This window comes from Arthrobacter sp. Y3224055, from assembly GCF_059090825.1.
Window position 1 is genome coordinate 211,225 of sequence record NZ_JBNHGB010000003.1, and the last position, 16,509, is coordinate 227,733.

Here is a 16,509-nt window from a genome sequence, read left to right on the forward strand (position 1 = left end):
CAGCCCCGTGCCCGCGCCCTGCAGCACGGCACCGAAAGCGTCACAGAGGGTGTGCCGTGGTGGCATGGCGAAGCAGCAAACGGTAGCGTCAGGCCCATGACACTTGGCCGTCCGGCACCGCCGCCGCTGGGGAAACCGCTCACACCTGACCAGGAGCAGCAGGCCCTCGCGGCAGCCGACCTGCCGACACCGAGGAGCAGTATGAGGACGGCCGCGGCCTACGGAGTGACGGGGCCCGGATCCGGAATGGTTTCGCTGCAGATCGAACGCCGCGCCGCCGGGCCGCACGACGTGGAGATCGCCATTGCCTTCTGCGGCCTCTGCCACTCGGATGTCCACACGGTTCGCGGCGAGTGGCGCGAGATCGAGTATCCGCTCGTGCCCGGCCACGAGATCGTTGGGCGGGTCACAGCCATCGGCCAGGACGTCACCCTGCATGCCGTCGGCGACCTGGTGGGGGTGGGCTGCATGGTGGATTCCTGCGGCGACTGCTCCGCCTGCGGGGAAGGACTTGAACAGTACTGCGACAAGGGTGCGGTGGGCACCTACGGCGCCCGCGACCGCCGCCACGGCGGGGAGATGACGCAGGGCGGGTACGCAACGTCCGTCGTCGTCGATGAAAACTTCGTGCTGCGCGTGCCGCCGGAACTGGACCCCGCCGCCGCGGCCCCCCTGCTCTGCGCCGGCATTACCACTTACTCGCCCATGCGCTACTTCGGCGTCGAAGCCGGCGACTCCGTCGGCGTGGTGGGCCTGGGCGGGTTGGGACACATGGCGGTCAAACTGGCCAAGGCCATGGGAGCGTCGGTGACCGTCTTCACGAGCACTGCGGACAAGGCCGATTCGGCCCGCGCGCTCGGCGCCGACCACGTGGTGGTGACCGGAGACGCCGAGGCGCTCGCCGCCGCCCGCCGCAGTGTCGATTTGGTCATCGATACCGTGGCCGCGGCCCACGACCTGGCCCCGTACCTGCGGGCCATCCGCCGCGACGGTGCGCTGATCCAACTGGGCGTGCCGCCCGAGCCGATGCCTCCGGTGCCGGTCAACCTGCTGATGCGCGAGCGCGTCGCCTACGGCGCCTCGAAGATCGGCGGCATAGCCGAGACCCAGGAGATGCTGGACTTTTGCGCCGAACACGGGATCACGGCCGACATTGAACTGGTGGGCGCACCGGACCTCGACCAAGCCTATGACCGCATGGTGGCCGGGGATGTTGCCTACCGGTTTGTCCTGGACATCGCATCGCTGAACCGCTGAGCAGGGGCCGAAACTGTGGCGACCGACCGGTGTGGACCTGCCTGCACCGAAGCCGAGGCCGAACCTTCGCTGTCACCCGACCGGACCCCCATAAGCCCGACTGGAACCTGCCCGACTCTTACCGACCCCCGAGTGACCCCAACCGACAAGGACTGCGTACATGAGCACCCTCTTCACCAAAATCATCGACGGCGAGATCCCCGGCCGCTTCGTCTGGAAGGACGACGACGTGGTGGCGTTCCTGAGCATCGGCCCGCTCGCGGACGGGCACACCTTGGTGGTGCCGCGGCAGGAGGTGGATCGCTGGACCGACGCCCCCGCCGACCTGCTGCAGAAACTCACGGCGGTCGCCCAGACCATCGGCAAGGCCCAGGTGGAAGCCTTTGGCGCCGCCCGCGCCGGTTTGATCATCGCCGGCTTCGAGGTGAACCACCTGCACCTGCACGTCTGGCCCTCCAACTCGGAGGCCGAGTTCGATTTCAAGAGGGCGCAGCAGGACCCGGACCCGGCCGTGATGGATGAGTCAGCCAAGCGCCTCCGGGCGGCGCTGCGCGAGGCCGGACACGGGGACGTCGTCCCCGCCGACTGACGCGCATGCCTCAGCCGGCGAGGGCCTCGTTCAGGGCAGTTCGGACGCGCTTTTCGGATACCGAATACGCGGTGCCGAGTTCCTGCGCGAAGAAGCTGATCCGCAGTTCTTCCAGCATCCAGCGAACCCTGTCCAGCCCGGAGCCGTCCAGGTTGCCGGGCTTCAGCGCCGCCCTCGCGTCGTCGTACTCGTCTTCGAGCCGCTGCACCACCGCCATGTGCTGCACGTCCCGGCCCACGGCGGTCGGCAGTTTTTGCAGCCGGCGCTCAATCCCCTCGAGGTAGCGCGGCAACTGGCTGAGCTGCGCATAACCCGTGGCCGCCACGAACCCGGGATAGACCAGCTGCTCCAGCTGGCTCTTGATGTCGGAGAGCGGACTGATCAGGGCCAGGCTGGCGTTGGACTTCAGCTCCTTCTGAATCCGCCGGGTGCTGGAGAGGATCTTCTCCACGATGGCGGTCACGGTGAAGACGGTGTCGATCAGTTCCGCGCGGACCTGCTCGTACAGCGCGTCAAAGCCGGCCCGGGTGAAGGGCAGCTCGGCCGGCACCAGCTTGTCCACCGCGGCCTGCGTGCAGTCGTCGATCAGCGACGCCACCGAACCGTGCGGGTTCTGCGTGAACGACAGCTTCTCCGTGTTGTTCAGGTGGTCCAGCACGTACCGCTGCGGCGAGGGCACCCGCAGCACCAGCAGCCGGATGATGCCCGAGCGCATCGCCGCCTGCTGGCCGGAGGGTGTCTGGTAGACGCGCACACCGACGGTGCCGCCTTCGTCCACCAGCGCCGGATAACCGGTCACGGTGTGCCCGGCCACCTCGCGCCTGACCTCGCGGGGGAGATCACCGTCCGGCCAGGAGGTCAGGCCGCTGCGTTCCTGCAGGCCCGCGGCGTCCTGGGCAGCAGTCCCCGACGCCGGTGTCCCGGCAACGGGGGCTGTGCCCGGAGCGGCGCCCTGGCCGCCGCCGCGCTTCTTGCCGGTGGCGCCGCGGCGCTGACCCGCCGGCGACGGCTGCGCGGTCTTCGGGGTCGCCCCGAGCGACTCGGCGATGGCCCGGCGGTTCGCCGGCGCGAGTTCCTGCTGCAGCCGGTCCAGGTCCTTGTCCTCGCCCAGCACCTTGCCGGTGCCGTCGAGCACGCGGAATGTCATGCGCAGGTGCGGCGGAACGGTCTCCCAGTTCCATGAGCCGGGCGGGATGATGTGTCCCTTCAGCCGGCGCAGGACCAGCTCCAGCGACGGCTCCAGGTCATCTTCGGCCGGATCGAAGTCCGCAGCCAGGGCCGCCGCCGCGCTCCGGGCAACGTCCGGGGCGGGAACGAAGTTCTTCCGGATCTGCTTGGGCAACGACTTGATCAGCGCGGTCACCAGCTCCACCCGCAGGCCCGGGATCTGCCAGCGGAACGGAGCCGCGTCCAGCTGGTTGAGGAACAGCACCGGCACGTGCACCGTTACGCCGTCCGACGGATCCGGGGTTGCCCCCGGTGCCACGGGCGAGAATTCATAACTCAGCGGGAGCTCGAAGGTCCCCTGCCGCCAGGTCTTCGGGAACGCCGAGGTGTCGAGTTCCTCGGCGTCGGCGGCCAGCACGGCATCCGGATCGAAATCCAGCAGCGTGGGATTCTCCGCCCGCGCATCCTTCCACCACTTGTCGAAGTGCCGTTCGGAGACCACCTCGGGGCCGATCCGTTTGTCGTAGAACTCGAACAGCGTTTCGTCGTCCACGCGCAGGTCGCGGCGGCGCATCCGCGTCTCCAGTTCCTCGACCTCGGCCAGCAGCTTGCGGTTGCGGTGGAAGAACTTGTGGTGCGTGCGCCAGTCGCCCTCCACCAGGGCATGGCGGATGAACAGCTCGCGGCTGAGTTCCCGGTCGATCCTGCCGTATTGGATGCGGCGCTGCGGGACGATCGGCACCCCGTAGAGGGTGACCTTCTCGTAGGCCATCACGGAGCCCATCTTCTTGGACCAGTGCGGCTCCGAATACGTGCGTTTGCACAGCTGCGGGGCAATCTCTTCGGCCCAGGCGGGATCGAATTTCGCCGCCACCCTGGCCCACAGCCGTGAGGTTTCCACGAGCTCGGCGGCCATCACCCAGTCCGGCGACTTCTTGAACAGCGCCGATCCGGGGAAGATGGCGAACCGGGTGCCTCGCGCGCCGGCATATTCGCGCTTGCGCTCCTCGTACACGCCGATGTGGCTCAGCAGGCCGGCGAGCAGGGACTTGTGGATGTCATCGTGCCTGCCCACGGGGTCGACCTCGTGTCCCGACTCCAGCGAGATGCCCAGCGGCTTGGCCAACTGGCGCAGCTGCGCGAACAGGTCCTGCCACTCCCGGACCCGCAGGTAGTTGATGAATTCCGTGCGGCACAGTTTGCGGAACTGGGTGGAGGAGAGCTCCTGCTGCCGCTCCTGCAGATAGCGCCACAAATTCAGGATGCCGGTGAAGTCGGACTTCTCGTCCACGAAGCGCTTGTGCTTCTCGTTGGCCTGCTGCTGCTTGGCCGCATTGTCCCCGTGGGACCGTTCCCGGGGGTCCTGGATGGTCAGCGCCGCCGCCAGGACCATCACCTCGCGCACGCAGCCGCGCTGGCCGGCTTCCACGATCATGCGGCCCAGGCGCGGGTCCACCGGCAGTTGCGCCAGTTTGCGCCCGACGGCGGTGAGGCCCGACTTCGGCGCGGGCCCTCCCTTGGCGCCGGGCTCGGGAAGGGCGCCGAGTTCGCGCAGGAGGGTGACGCCGTCGTTGATGGCACGGGACTCGGGCGGCTCCACGAACGGGAACGCTTCGATGTCCTTCGGACCGCGGGCCACGCCCATCGCGGTCATCTGCAGGATGACCGCGGCCAGGTTGGTGCGCAGGATCTCGGGGTCGGTGAACTCGGGCCGGGACTCGTAGTCCTCTTCGGAGTAGAGCCGGATGGCGATGCCGTCGCTCACGCGGCCGCAGCGGCCCGAGCGCTGGTTGGCCGAGGCCTGCGAGATGCGCTCGATCGGCAGCCGCTGGACCTTGGTCCGGTGCGAGTAGCGGGAGATGCGCGCGGTGCCGGTATCGATGACGTACTTGATGCCCGGAACCGTCAGCGACGTCTCGGCCACGTTGGTGGCCAGCACGATCCTGCGCTGGCCGCCGGGGGAGAAGACCCGGTGCTGCTCCGCCAGCGACAGCCGGGCGTACAGCGGCAAGATCTGGGTGCCCGCCAGCCGGCGGTTGGTCTTGATCCTGGCCGTGAGGGCGTCGGCGGCATCGCGGATCTCGCGCTCGCCGGAGAAGAAGACCAGGATGTCGCCGGGAGCCTCCAGGGACAGTTCGTCCACCGCGTCACAGACGGCGTCAAGCGGGTCGCGGTCTTCCTCCAGCTCGTCCACGTCCGGGTTGTCGGGATCGGTGGCCGCCGGCTGGTTCAGCGGGCGGTAGCGGATTTCCACCGGGTAGGTCCGGCCGGAAACCTCGATCACCGGCGCCGGTGCGTCGTCGCTGCCGAAGTGCCGGGCAAAGCGGTCCGGGTCGATCGTCGCGGAGGTGATGATGACCTTCAGGTCCGGACGCTTGGGCAGGATCTGCTTGAGATAGCCCAGGATGAAATCGATGTTGAGGCTGCGTTCGTGGGCCTCGTCGATGATGATTGTGCTGTACTTTTTCAGGAGTTTGTCGTGCTGGATTTCGGCCAACAGGATGCCGTCCGTCATCAGCTTGATCCGGGTATCCCGGCCGACCTCGCCGGTGAAGCGGACCTGGAAGCCGACCTCCTGGCCGATCTTCACGTCCAGTTCCTCGGCGATGCGTTCGGCCACGGTCCGGGCGGCCAGCCGCCGGGGCTGGGTGTGGCCGATCAGCCCCTTCTCGCCCAGGCCCAGCTCCAGGCACATCTTCGGGATTTGCGTTGTCTTGCCGGAGCCGGTTTCGCCGGCGATGACGGTCACCTGGTTCGCGGCGATGGCCGCCATGATGTCCTCGCGCCGCTCCGAAACCGGCAGGGCCGCGGGATACGTGATGTTCACAGCCATGATTGACCACAGTCTAGTCGCTGGACCCGCTGACCCGGACCGTCCGCACAGCGCGCACGGCCCGGCGTGCGTCCGTGGACATAAATAACTATCCGGCGACAAACAGATGCAATTTGTCCGGCGGGGGAGACGTATCTCATATGGTTGTCCTGACCCCGCGGTTCTGATTAGACAATGTGACTCGGTTCACAGGTAAGATCTTCAGGACGCTTCCGCAGGGTTGCCTGCCATAACCGCCGGCGCCGATGACGACGCCGCGTGTGGCGGACCGCTTCAGCCGCGCCGGGGAGGGGCGGCAAGGCGGAAAAGTGCCGGGCTATCCGGCACGTGACGGACATTTGAAAGGAACATCGTGAAGAAACGTTCGACCATGTTCGGCCTGGGGTCAGGCCTGCTGGCCACCGCCCTGCTTGTTTCCGCGTGCGGCAACGCGGGATCCTCCGAGGGCAATGCCGCTGAAGGCAGCACCGAATCGGTGGAGATCGGCATCAGCCAGATCGTCTCGCATCCGTCCCTGGACGCGGCCCGCGAAGGGTTCAAGAAGGCGCTGGCCGACAACGGCTACGTCGAGGGCGAGACCGTGACCTACGACGAGCAGAACGCGCAGGGCGACCAGGGCACCGCGACCTCCATCGCCGGCAAGTTCGCCAGCGACCAGAAGGACCTCATCCTGGCCATCGCGACGCCCACCGCACAGGCGGCCGTGCAGGCCATCGCCGACACCCCGATCCTGTTCACCGCGGTCACCGACCCGGAGTCCGCCTCGCTGGTGGAAAGCATGGACGCTCCGGGATCGAACGTCAGCGGTACCTCGGACCGCAACCCGGTCGAGGAGCAGCTGGCCCTGGTCAAGGAGCTGAACCCGGACGCGAAGTCCGTGGGCATCGTCTACTCCTCGGGCGAGGTCAACTCCACCGTCCAGGTCGAATGGGCCAAGGAAGCGGCCAAGGAACTGGGCCTGGAGATCAAGGAAGCAGCAATCTCCAACTCCAGTGAAGTCCAGCAGGCCGCCGAGTCGCTCGACGTCGACGCGTTCTACGTGCCGACCGACAACAACGTGGTGTCCGCCCTCGAGTCCCTGATCCAGGTGGCCGAATCCAAGAAGATCCTGACGATTGCCGCCGAGGGCGACTCGGTGAAGCGCGGCACGGTGGCCACCTACGGCATCAACTACGAAAAGCTGGGCTACCAGACCGGCGAGATGGCCGTGAAGATCCTCAAGGGCGAGGCTGAACCGGCCTCCATGCCGGTGGAGACCCAGACCGAGCTGGAACTCTACGTCAACCCGGCCGCCGCCAAGCGCATGGGTGTGACCCTGCCGGACGGCTACGCCGACACGGCTGACCACGTCTTCGAGTAAGCCCGAACTTCCAGCTCGAGCCGAAGAAGTCCGCAGTCCTTCCGGCGGCCGGCCAGCCCGGCCGCCGGATCGACGCCACGAGAGAACCAAGGTCCTTTACCTATGATTACCGCGGTTGAGCTTGGGCTGATCTACGCGATCATGGCCCTGGGGGTCTACCTGACCTTCCGCATCCTCGATTTTCCCGACCTGACGGTCGACGGCAGTTTCACCACCGGCGCCGGAGTCGCCGCCATCAGCATCATCAACGGCATGCCGCCGGTCATGGCCACCACCCTGGCCTTCATCGCCGGCATGGCTGCCGGCACCGTCACCGGCCTGCTGCACACCAAGGGCAAGATCAACGGCCTGCTGGCCGGCATCCTGACAATGATCGCCCTCTATTCCATCAACCTGCGCATCATGGGCCGGGCCAACCTGCCGCTGTTGCGCGAAGAAACCCTGATCACCCCGCTGCGCGAGTCGGGGATGCTCGGCGGCATCGGCGCCATCGCCATCTTCCTGCTGGTCGCGCTGGTGGTGAAGGTGATCATGGACTGGTTCCTGCACACCGACATCGGACTGGCCATGCAGGCGACCGGCGACAACGAACAGATGATCCGCAGTTTCGGCGTCAGCACGGACAGCCAGAAGATCCTGGGCCTCGCCCTGTCCAACGGGCTCGTGGCCGTCTGCGGCGCGTTCATCGCCCAGTACCAGGGGTTCGCCGACATCGGCATGGGCATCGGCCTGATCCTGGCCGGCCTGGCCTCGGTGATCATCGGCCAGGCGATCTTCGGAACCCGCCTGATCTGGATCGCCACCCTGGCCGTGGTGCTCGGTTCCGTACTGTACCGCGTGGTCATCCAGCTGGCCCTCCAGGCCGGCCTGCAGCCGAACGACATGAAGCTGGTCTCGGCCGTGCTGGTGGTCATCGCGCTGGTGCTGCCGCAGTGGAAGGTCTTTCGCCGCGTCGGCGGGCTCGGAAAGATGAAGAAGTCCCTGACGGGAGCGAAGGGCTGACATGCTGGATATCAAGAACGTTCACAAGACCTTCTTCGCGGGCACCGTCAACGAGCGCGTCGCCCTGCAGGAGATCAACCTGTCCCTGGCCGCCGGCGAATTCGTCACGGTGATCGGCAGCAACGGTGCCGGCAAATCGACCATCCTGAACATCACCTCCGGCAAGCTGCGCCCGGACGTCGGCACGGTGAGCATCGACGGCAAGGACGTCACCAGGCTCGCCGACCACCAGCGTGCCCGCTTCGTCGGCCGCGTCTTCCAGGACCCGATGGCGGGAACGTCACCGGAGATGACCATCGAACAGAACCTGGCCATCGCCTACGAACGCGGTAAGCGCCGCGGATTGCGCCCCGGCGTGACCCGCAGGAAGCGCGAATTCTTCAAGGAAGAGCTGCGTTCGTTGGAGCTCGGGCTGGAGAACCGGCTCAAGGCCAAGGTGGGCCTGCTCTCGGGCGGCCAGCGGCAGGCGCTGTCGCTGCTGATGGCCACGTTCAGCAGCCCGAAAATCCTGCTGTTGGACGAGCACACCGCCGCCCTCGACCCGCAGCGCGCGGAGCTGGTCAGCCGCCTGACCGCCGAGGTGGTGGACCGGCACCGCCTGACCACGCTGATGGTGACCCACAATATGGAGCAGGCGCTCCGGCTGGGCACCCGGCTGATCATGATGCACGAGGGCCGGATCATCCTGGACCTAAACCAGGAACAGAAGCAGAAGGCCACCGTGCCGGACCTGCTGCATGAGTTCGAGAAGATCAAGGGTGTGGTCGACGACCGCACCATGCTCCAGTAGCGTCCGCGCTGCAGGAGCCACCGGCATCGGACCGGGTCGACGTACGACGGCGGCTGTCCCACCTAGGCGGTAGGGGCGGCCGCCGTTCCCGTGCCGGCGGCGGCAGCCAGCCGGCCCGCGAGCTCCGCGGCGCGCTGCCGGAATTCCGCCGGCTCCAGGATCTCGAACGCAAAGCCGGTGGCGGCCAGCTCCACCAGGGGGTAGTCCAGCGAATCGTAGCCGGCCCGCAGCACGGTGGCCCCGCCGTCGTCGGATAGGACGGCGATGTTCGGCGGGATCCGCTCGGCGACGGCCTGCAGGGGAGCGTCGATCCGGACCACCACGTCGAACCGGTACGGGGACCTCGTGATCGACTGCTGGACGTAGGCGGCCAGGTCCGGCTGCGGCAACTGCCGCGGGGCAAAGCGTTCACGCGCCGTGGGAACCGATTCGAACCGGTCCACCCGGAAGGTGCGCCAGTCCTGCCGGCCGGTATCGTAGGCCACCAGGTACCAGCGCCGGCCGGTGTCCACCAGCCGGTACGGTTCGGCCAGGCGGCGGCCGGACTCGCCGTCCGCCTTGGCGTAGCGGAAGCCGACCACGCGCCGTTCGGCGATGGCGGTGGAGATCCCGGTCAGCACCTCGGGGTCAACGGCCGCGGTGGGGCCGGCCAGGGTGACCACGGCGTTCTTCAGCGTGGAAAACTTGGGCCGGAGCCGCGCCGGCAGCACCTGCTCCAGCTTGGTCAGCGCCCGGAGCGACGCCTCGCCGACGCCGGCCACCGGGCTGGCGGTCACCGCCCCAAGACCCAGCGCGACGGCGAGGGCTTCGTCGTCGTCGAGCAGCAGCGGCGGAAGCTGCGCGCCCGCGCCCAGCTGGTAGCCGCCGGCCACGCCGGGGGACGCATTGATGGGATACCCGAGGCTGCGGAGTTTGCCGATGTCGCGGCGCACCGTCCGTTCGGTGACACCCATCCGCTCGGCCAGGGCGGACCCGGTCCACTCCCGGCGCATCTGAAGCAGGGAGAGCAGCTGCAGCAGCCGCGCGGATGTTTCGAGCATGGCCCACCTGACTTCAGCAGCCGGAGCGTGCCGAATCGTCCAGCACGCGCGGGTGCCGGTCGTTCCGGCAACAGGGCCACTCTAGTCTCGATTCAGGACAGGATCGGTCCGTGATGCAGGGGACCGGCGTCGGCAACCTGACCCGTCGAAGGGGGGTGCGTCCCGGCTATGGGCAAACAGCCGGCCGCCCGGCATGATGGACTCCCGGGCTCCCCAGGCGGGGAGCCGCCGTTGGGAGGAGCCGGCATGTCTTTCAATGCAGCCGAGGAGTTGCTCGAGCAGCTGACCTGGCATTGGGACGCCCAGGCCCGGCCGCGGCTGGAGGGCCTCACCGACGAAGAGTACTTCTGGGAGCCCGCCGAGGGCTGCTGGAACGTGCGGCACCGCGGGACCAGTACCGCCCCGATGGCGGTGGGCGCCGGCATTTTCACGATCGACTTCGGACTTCCGGAGCCGGTGCCGCCGCCGGTGACCACCGTCGCCTGGCGGCTGGGCCACATTCTGGTGGGCGTGCTGGGCAGCCGTAACGCCTCGCACTTCGGCGGGCCGCCGGTCAGCTACGAATCGTTCGACTATCCGGGCACGGCGTCGGGCGCGTTGGAACTGCTGGACGAATACTATGCGCACTGGACCGCGGGGGTCCGGGGACTCGGCGTCGAGGGGCTGGCGGCGCCCTGCGGGCCGGCCGAAGGCCCCTATGCCGATCGCTCCATGGGCACGCTGGTGCTGCACATCAACCGGGAAATGATTCATCACCTGGCCGAGATCGCGCTGTTGCGCGACCTGTTCGCCCACCGCCAGTAGCGCGACCTGTCCGCCCACCGCCGGCAGTCGGGCGCAGGGCGGACCCGCGGGGCCGTGGAAAAGCTCGGGTCCCGCGGGTCCCTTCTGCAGGGACCCGCGGAGGGGTGGCCGGGTCAGGCCAGCCGGGCGAGGTCGGTGTAGGGGCGGCTCGGGGTGGAGCCGGCCGTCCAGTCGGCCTGCGAGCGCTCCGGCGGGGTGTTGCCCCGTCCGTCACGCAGGATCAGCCGGAGGGTTTCGATGATGACGAGGAGTGCCAGTGCGGTGATCAGGAGGAGTTCCATGCCTCCATGGTGGTCCTGCGGCCGGCAAAAAAAGAGTGGCAGAAACGACCATAAAGCATAAAAAACTGCCATACTGGTCGCATGCTGAAAAAGGTGGCCGTGGCGGTGCTTCCGGGAGCTGCGCCGTTCGAATTCGGGGTGGTCTGCGAAGTCTTCGGCATCGACCGTTCCGACCGGGGGACCGGCGTTCCGGCGTTCGACTTCCGGATCTGCACTCCCGAGCCCGGGGTCGTCAGCAGCAAGCTGGGATTCTCCCTCAATGTCCCCCTCGGGCTGGAGGCCGCCGACGACGCGGACCTCGTGGTGGTGGCGCCGTACCAGCGCATGGACCAGGCCCCCGAAGCACTTCTGCAGGCCCTGCGGGCGGCCCACGCCCGCGGCGCCTGGGTCTTGTCCGTGTGCTCGGCGGCCTTCGTGCTGGCCGAAGCGGGGCTGTTGGACGGCCGGCGCGCCACCACCCACTGGCAGTACTCGCACCAGCTGGCCGCCGAATATCCGCAGGTCGACGTCGACGAAAACGTGCTGTACGTGGAGGACGAGCGCATCATCACCAGCGCCGGCACCGCCGCCGGAATCGACGCCTGCCTGCACCTGGTCCGGACCGAACTCGGGGCATCCGTGGCGTCGGCCATCGCCCGGGACATGGTGGTGCCGCCGCATCGGGCCGGGGGCCAGTCGCAATATATTGACCGGCCCATGTCGCTGGCCGGTTGCCACACCCTCAAGGACCTGCTGGCCTGGCTGTCCGAGAACCTGGCCCAGGACGTCAGCGTTGCCCAGCTGGCCGCGCGGGTCCACATGTCCGAGCGCACCTTCGCCCGCCGGTTCCGGGCCGAGACCGGCGCGACGCCGGCGGCATGGATCAACGCCCAGCGGGTGCTGCGTGCGCAGGAACTGCTTGAGGAATCGGACCTGAACATCGAGGAGATCGCCCGGATCACCGGGTTCGGCCAGGCGGTGCTGCTGCGCCACCATTTCGCCAGGTCCGTTGGCGTGAGCCCGGCGTCCTACCGCCGCACCTTCCGCGGCGGTGGCGCCGCCGCCGGCGCGCGGCAGCCGGCAGGCAGCGCGGCCCGCTAGGGGGCCGTTTCCCTCCGCGGCACGCCGGGGGTTGTCCTTGTACCGCGGCCCGCGTGCAGGCACACTCATAAGTGTGCTTAGTAGTCCGGCGGGCGATGCGCGGCGGATGAGCAGGGTGCATGCGCCTGCCGGGTGCGCGCACCCCAAGCGAATAAAGGAGAACCGGTGATGAGTTCAGCTGCAGAAGGGGCCAGAAGCCCGAAACAACGACGCAATGACGTGGTAGCGGCGGAGAGGCGCCAATTCGGCGGCATCAAGTGGGGCTCCGCGTTCTTCGGCTGGCTCGCGGCCACCGGGATCGGAGTCATCCTGACGGCGCTGATGGCCGCCATCGGCACCGCCGTGGGGATCGCCGAGAGCGCCGATCCCGCGCAGGTCGCCGAGCAGGCGTCCCGGAACCTGGGGACGGTCGGCATAGTGGGCGGGATCATCCTGGCCGTCATCTTGTTCATTTCGTATTTCTGCGGCGGGTACGTGGCCGGCCGGATGGCCCGCTTCGACGGCGTCAAGCAGGGGCTGGCCGTGTGGCTGTGGGCGATCGTGGTTGCCATTGTGCTCGCCATCCTGGGGCTGATCGCCGGCAGCCAGTTCAATGTGCTGAGCAGCTTGAACAGTTTTCCCCGCGTGCCCCTCGGCGAAGGGGAGCTGACGACCGGCGGCATCGTATTCCTGGTCGTCGCCGCGCTGGTCTCGCTCGCCGGTGCCATTCTTGGTGGCAGGTCCGGCATGCATTTCCACCGCAAGGTGGACCAGGTGGGCGTCGACCGACGCTTCGACGGGCCGGGAGACGGCGAGTGAGGTGACTCCGGCGCAAGCCTGCTGCCGTTAACGGGAGAATCCCCGGCTCTTGAGCCGGGGATTCTCCCTTGTCCTGCGCTTCAGTGCCCTCGATAGGATTCGAACCTACGGCCTTCTGCTCCGGAGGCAGACGCTCTATCCCCTGAGCTACGAGGGCGCGGCACCGGCTGGAAACCCGGTGCCCTGCGGGACCTATTGAGCTTATCAGTATCTGCGCCAACAGAAGAAATGCGCCCGGACCGGCCCCGACGGCGGCCGCATGCAAGGTGGCCGGTCCGGCCCGTACAGTGGGCCTGCGAGCCCGGTCACAGCCAGCCCGCCGAAAGCCGGTCGGATCAAGGGATTGCCCTATGCTTGTGGGGTGACTCCTGAAGAACTTTCCGCTGCCATTGCCGCCTGCCTGCAGGCCGCCGTCGACGCCGGCGACTTCGCCGTCGAAATGCCCAGCGAGGTCCGGGTGGAGCGCCCCAAGAACCGCGAGCACGGGGACTGGGCCACCAACATCGCCATGCAGCTGGGCAAGAAGGCCGGCATGAGCCCGCGCCAGTTCGCCGAAATCCTCAGCGCGCGGCTGGAGAAGATCGACGGCGTCAGCCGGGTGGACATCGCCGGACCCGGATTCCTGAACATCACCGTGGACGCCGCCGCAGCCGGAACGCTGGCCCGCAGCATCGTGGAGGCCGGCAGCGCCTTCGGCACCGCCGGCGACCTGGCGGGCCAGCGGATCAACCTCGAATTCGTCTCCGCCAACCCGACCGGTCCGATCCACCTGGGCGGGACCCGCTGGGCGGCACTCGGCGACGCCCTGGCCCGCATCCTGGCCGCCCAGGGTGCCGACGTCACGCGCGAGTACTACTTCAACGACCACGGGTCGCAGATCGACCGCTTCGCCCGCTCGCTGCTGGCGAAGGCAAAGGGCGAACCCGCCCCCGAGGACGGCTACGGCGGAGACTACATCGCGGACATCGCCCAGGCGGTGTTGCGGCAGAATCCCGATGCGCTGTCGGCGGCCGACCCGCAGGAAGAGTTCCGCAGCCGCGGCGTCGAACTGATGTTTGGCGCCATCAAGGAATCGCTGCATGAGTTCGGGGTGGACTTCGACGTCTACTTCCACGAGAACTCCCTGTTCGAGGACGGCGCGGTCGAAAAGCTGCTGGAGCAGCTCAAAACCTCCGGCAGCCTCTACTTCCAGGACGGTGCCTGGTGGCTGAAGTCCACCGACTTCGGCGACGACAAGGACCGCGTCGTCATCAAGTCCGACGGTAATGCCGCCTATATTGCCGGCGACATCGCCTACTTCAAGAACAAGCGGGACCGCGGCTTTGACCTGTGCATCTATATGCTCGGCGCAGACCACCACGGTTACGTCGCCCGGCTGAAAGCCGCCGCGGCCGCCATCGGCGACGACGCCGACCGGGTGGAAGTGCTGATCGGGCAGATGGTCAACCTGGTCAAGGACGGCAAGCCCCTGCGCATGTCGAAGCGGGCCGGCACGGTGGTGACCATGGAGGACCTGGTCGACGCCGTGGGCGTGGATGCCGCCCGCTATGCCCTCACCCGCTCGCACGCCGATTCCAACATCGACATCGACCTGGACCTGCTGGTCAAGCACAGCAACGACAACCCGGTCTTCTACGTGCAGTACGCCCATGCGCGCACCTGCGCCGTCGCGCGCAACGCGGCCTCTTCCGGCGTGGACCGCAGCGCCTTTAATGCCTCGCTGCTGGACCATGCCACGGAGAACGAGCTGCTGGCCGTGCTCGGGGCCTACCCGTCGGTGGTCGCCACCGCCGCGAAGCTGCGCGAACCGCACCGCGTCGCCCGGCACCTGGAAGTCATCGCCGGCGCGTACCACCGCTGGTACGACGCCTGCCGCGTGACGCCGATCGGCGACGGCGAAGTCACCGACACGCACCGTACCCGCCTGTGGTTGAATGCCGCCGTCACCCAGGTCCTGGCCAACGGCCTTGGCCTGCTGGGCGTCAGCGCGCCGGAGAGGATGTAATGCCCGCAGCACACGAAACCGCCGCCGCGTCCGACCTGGCTCCGGACTGGCTCTCCTGCCCGCAGGACGTCAACCGGCTGGACGCCAAGCTCTGGGCCCGGGACGTGTCCCGCGGCGCGGCGGGCGAACTGGAAATTTCCGGCCTCGGCGTCGCCCGGCTCAAGGAGCAGTTCGGCACGCCGCTGTTCGTGGTGTCCGAGGACGACTTCCGGGCCCGCGCGCGCGAGTTCAAGCAGGCCTTCGACGAGGCCTTCAGCACGCTCTGCGGCGGTGTGGACGTGTACTACGCCGGCAAGGCGTTCCTCAGCGTGGAAATCGCCCGCTGGGTGGCGCAAGAGGGGCTGCGGCTGGACACCTGCAGCGGCGGGGAGCTGGCCGTGGCCGCCCGCGCAGGCATCCCGGGGGAGGACCTGGGCCTGCACGGCAACAACAAGTCCGACGCCGAACTCCACCGCGCGCTGGACATGGGGCTGGGCCGCATCGTGGTGGACAGCCTCGACGAACTGGCGCGCCTGGGAGCCATCGCCGCCGCCCGCGGCGAGATGGCCAACGTGATGCTGCGGCTGACCCCCGGCGTGCACGCGCACACCCACGAGTTCATTGCCACGGCGCACGAAGACCAGAAGTTCGGGCTCTCGATGGCCGGCGCCGACGACGGCGCGGGGCACGACGGCGCGCAGCCCCGCCCGGCCGGCTCGCCGGCCGCGCAGGCCGTGGCGGCGGCGCTGGAGCACGAGTCCATTAACCTGCTGGGCCTGCACTGCCACATCGGATCGCAGATCTTCGAGCCCGAGGGGTTCGCGCTGGCGGCCGAGCGGCTGCTCACGTTCGTGGCCGAGGTGCAGCGGGTCCACGGCGTGGACCTGCACGAACTGGATCTGGGCGGCGGTTACGGCATTGCCTACACCGAGGCCGACAGCCCCCGCCCGCCGGCGGAACTCGCCCAGGCGATGGCCGCCGTCGTGCGTTCCGTCACGGAGCGGCTGGGCATCCCGGTGCCGCGGATCTCGATCGAACCGGGCCGGGCCATCGCCGGGCCCAGCACGTTCACGCTCTACTCGGCCGGTACCCGCAAGACCGTCCAGGTGGACACGGAGGGCGGCGGCAGCAGCCCGCGGCGCTACGTGTCCGTGGACGGAGGCATGAGCGACAACGCCCGGCCGGTGCTCTACGACGCCGACTACTCGGCGGCTCTGGCCTCCCGTGTGACGGACGCGGCCCCGATTATTTCCCGCGTGGTTGGTAAACACTGCGAGAGCGGTGACATTGTAGTCAGGAACGTTTACCTGCCCGAGGACATCGAGGCAGGGGACCTGCTGGCGGTGCCGGCGACCGGGGCCTATTGCTGGGCGCTCTCCAGCAACTACAACTACGTTGCCCGGCCACCTGTGGTTGCCGTGCGCGGCGGCGAGGCACGGTTGATCATTCGAGGCGAGACCGAAGCCGACCTGCTGGCCCGTGACCTGGGCTGACCGCCGGCCGGGCAGCAGTTATTGCGAGTAA

At 68.2% G+C, this 16,509-nt stretch carries 13 protein-coding genes and 1 tRNA gene; 10 read left to right on the forward strand and 4 right to left on the reverse strand.

The window, feature by feature from the left end; all coding sequences use genetic code 11:
• Positions 1-96: 96 nt before the first annotated feature.
• Complete coding sequence (locus AC5RTY_RS09150) at positions 97-1,257, forward strand: NAD(P)-dependent alcohol dehydrogenase (RefSeq protein ID WP_494139422.1); 1,161 nt, start codon at positions 97-99, stop codon at positions 1,255-1,257.
• 160 nt (positions 1,258-1,417) lie between these two features.
• On the forward strand, positions 1,418-1,846 hold the full coding sequence (locus AC5RTY_RS09155) for an HIT family protein (protein ID WP_494012443.1): 429 nt from the start codon (positions 1,418-1,420) through the stop codon (positions 1,844-1,846).
• 10 nt (positions 1,847-1,856) lie between these two features.
• Here AC5RTY_RS09155 and hrpA read toward each other — a convergent pair whose 3' ends face one another.
• Positions 1,857-5,846: an ATP-dependent RNA helicase HrpA gene (hrpA, locus tag AC5RTY_RS09160; protein WP_494139423.1), complete on the reverse strand. Its 3,990-nt coding sequence runs from the start codon at positions 5,844-5,846 to the stop codon at positions 1,857-1,859.
• Between the two features lie 370 nt (positions 5,847-6,216).
• Here hrpA and AC5RTY_RS09165 point away from each other — a divergent pair, with 370 nt between their 5' ends.
• The 3 genes from AC5RTY_RS09165 to AC5RTY_RS09175 all read left to right on the forward strand — a co-directional run bounded on the left by AC5RTY_RS09165 (position 6,217) and on the right by AC5RTY_RS09175 (position 8,998).
• The gene (locus tag AC5RTY_RS09165; RefSeq protein ID WP_494139489.1) at positions 6,217-7,206 is read left to right on the forward strand and encodes an ABC transporter substrate-binding protein; all 990 of its coding nucleotides are present in this window, start codon (positions 6,217-6,219) and stop codon (positions 7,204-7,206) included.
• A gap of 102 nt (positions 7,207-7,308) precedes the next feature.
• Positions 7,309-8,208 (forward strand): ABC transporter permease, encoded by a 900-nt coding sequence (locus AC5RTY_RS09170; protein ID WP_494139424.1) that lies wholly within the window; start codon positions 7,309-7,311, stop codon positions 8,206-8,208.
• A gap of 1 nt (position 8,209) precedes the next feature.
• Positions 8,210-8,998 (forward strand): ABC transporter ATP-binding protein, encoded by a 789-nt coding sequence (locus tag AC5RTY_RS09175; RefSeq protein ID WP_494109375.1) that lies wholly within the window; start codon positions 8,210-8,212, stop codon positions 8,996-8,998.
• Positions 8,999-9,060: 62 nt separating this feature from the next.
• Here the strand turns inward: AC5RTY_RS09175 and AC5RTY_RS09180 are convergent, their stop codons facing one another.
• Positions 9,061-10,038 (reverse strand): helix-turn-helix transcriptional regulator, encoded by a 978-nt coding sequence (locus AC5RTY_RS09180; RefSeq protein ID WP_494139425.1) that lies wholly within the window; start codon positions 10,036-10,038, stop codon positions 9,061-9,063.
• Between the two features lie 246 nt (positions 10,039-10,284).
• Here AC5RTY_RS09180 and AC5RTY_RS09185 point away from each other — a divergent pair, with 246 nt between their 5' ends.
• On the forward strand, positions 10,285-10,842 hold the full coding sequence (locus AC5RTY_RS09185) for a DinB family protein (RefSeq protein WP_494000141.1): 558 nt from the start codon (positions 10,285-10,287) through the stop codon (positions 10,840-10,842).
• A 113-nt stretch (positions 10,843-10,955) separates the two neighbouring features.
• Here AC5RTY_RS09185 and AC5RTY_RS09190 read toward each other — a convergent pair whose 3' ends face one another.
• Positions 10,956-11,123, reverse strand: a complete 168-nt coding sequence (locus AC5RTY_RS09190; RefSeq protein ID WP_494000140.1) for a hypothetical protein — start codon at positions 11,121-11,123, stop codon at positions 10,956-10,958.
• A gap of 81 nt (positions 11,124-11,204) precedes the next feature.
• Between AC5RTY_RS09190 and AC5RTY_RS09195 the strand changes: the two genes are divergently transcribed.
• Together AC5RTY_RS09195 and AC5RTY_RS09200 are read left to right on the forward strand one after the other, a co-directional pair.
• On the forward strand, positions 11,205-12,203 hold the full coding sequence (locus AC5RTY_RS09195; protein WP_494139426.1) for a GlxA family transcriptional regulator: 999 nt from the start codon (positions 11,205-11,207) through the stop codon (positions 12,201-12,203).
• Between the two features lie 168 nt (positions 12,204-12,371).
• The gene (locus AC5RTY_RS09200) at positions 12,372-13,001 is read left to right on the forward strand and encodes a hypothetical protein (RefSeq protein ID WP_494022820.1); all 630 of its coding nucleotides are present in this window, start codon (positions 12,372-12,374) and stop codon (positions 12,999-13,001) included.
• An 84-nt stretch (positions 13,002-13,085) separates the two neighbouring features.
• Here AC5RTY_RS09200 and AC5RTY_RS09205 read toward each other — a convergent pair.
• Positions 13,086-13,158, reverse strand: a tRNA-Arg gene (locus tag AC5RTY_RS09205).
• A 204-nt stretch (positions 13,159-13,362) separates the two neighbouring features.
• On the opposite strand from AC5RTY_RS09205, the gene argS reads away from it, so the two are divergent.
• The gene (gene argS, locus AC5RTY_RS09210; protein WP_494022821.1) at positions 13,363-15,006 is read left to right on the forward strand and encodes an arginine--tRNA ligase; all 1,644 of its coding nucleotides are present in this window, start codon (positions 13,363-13,365) and stop codon (positions 15,004-15,006) included.
• The gene (lysA, locus tag AC5RTY_RS09215) at positions 15,006-16,478 is read left to right on the forward strand and encodes a diaminopimelate decarboxylase (protein WP_494109373.1); all 1,473 of its coding nucleotides are present in this window, start codon (positions 15,006-15,008) and stop codon (positions 16,476-16,478) included. The genes argS and lysA overlap by 1 nt, the downstream gene beginning before the upstream one ends.
• The last annotated feature ends 31 nt before the right edge of the window (positions 16,479-16,509 follow it).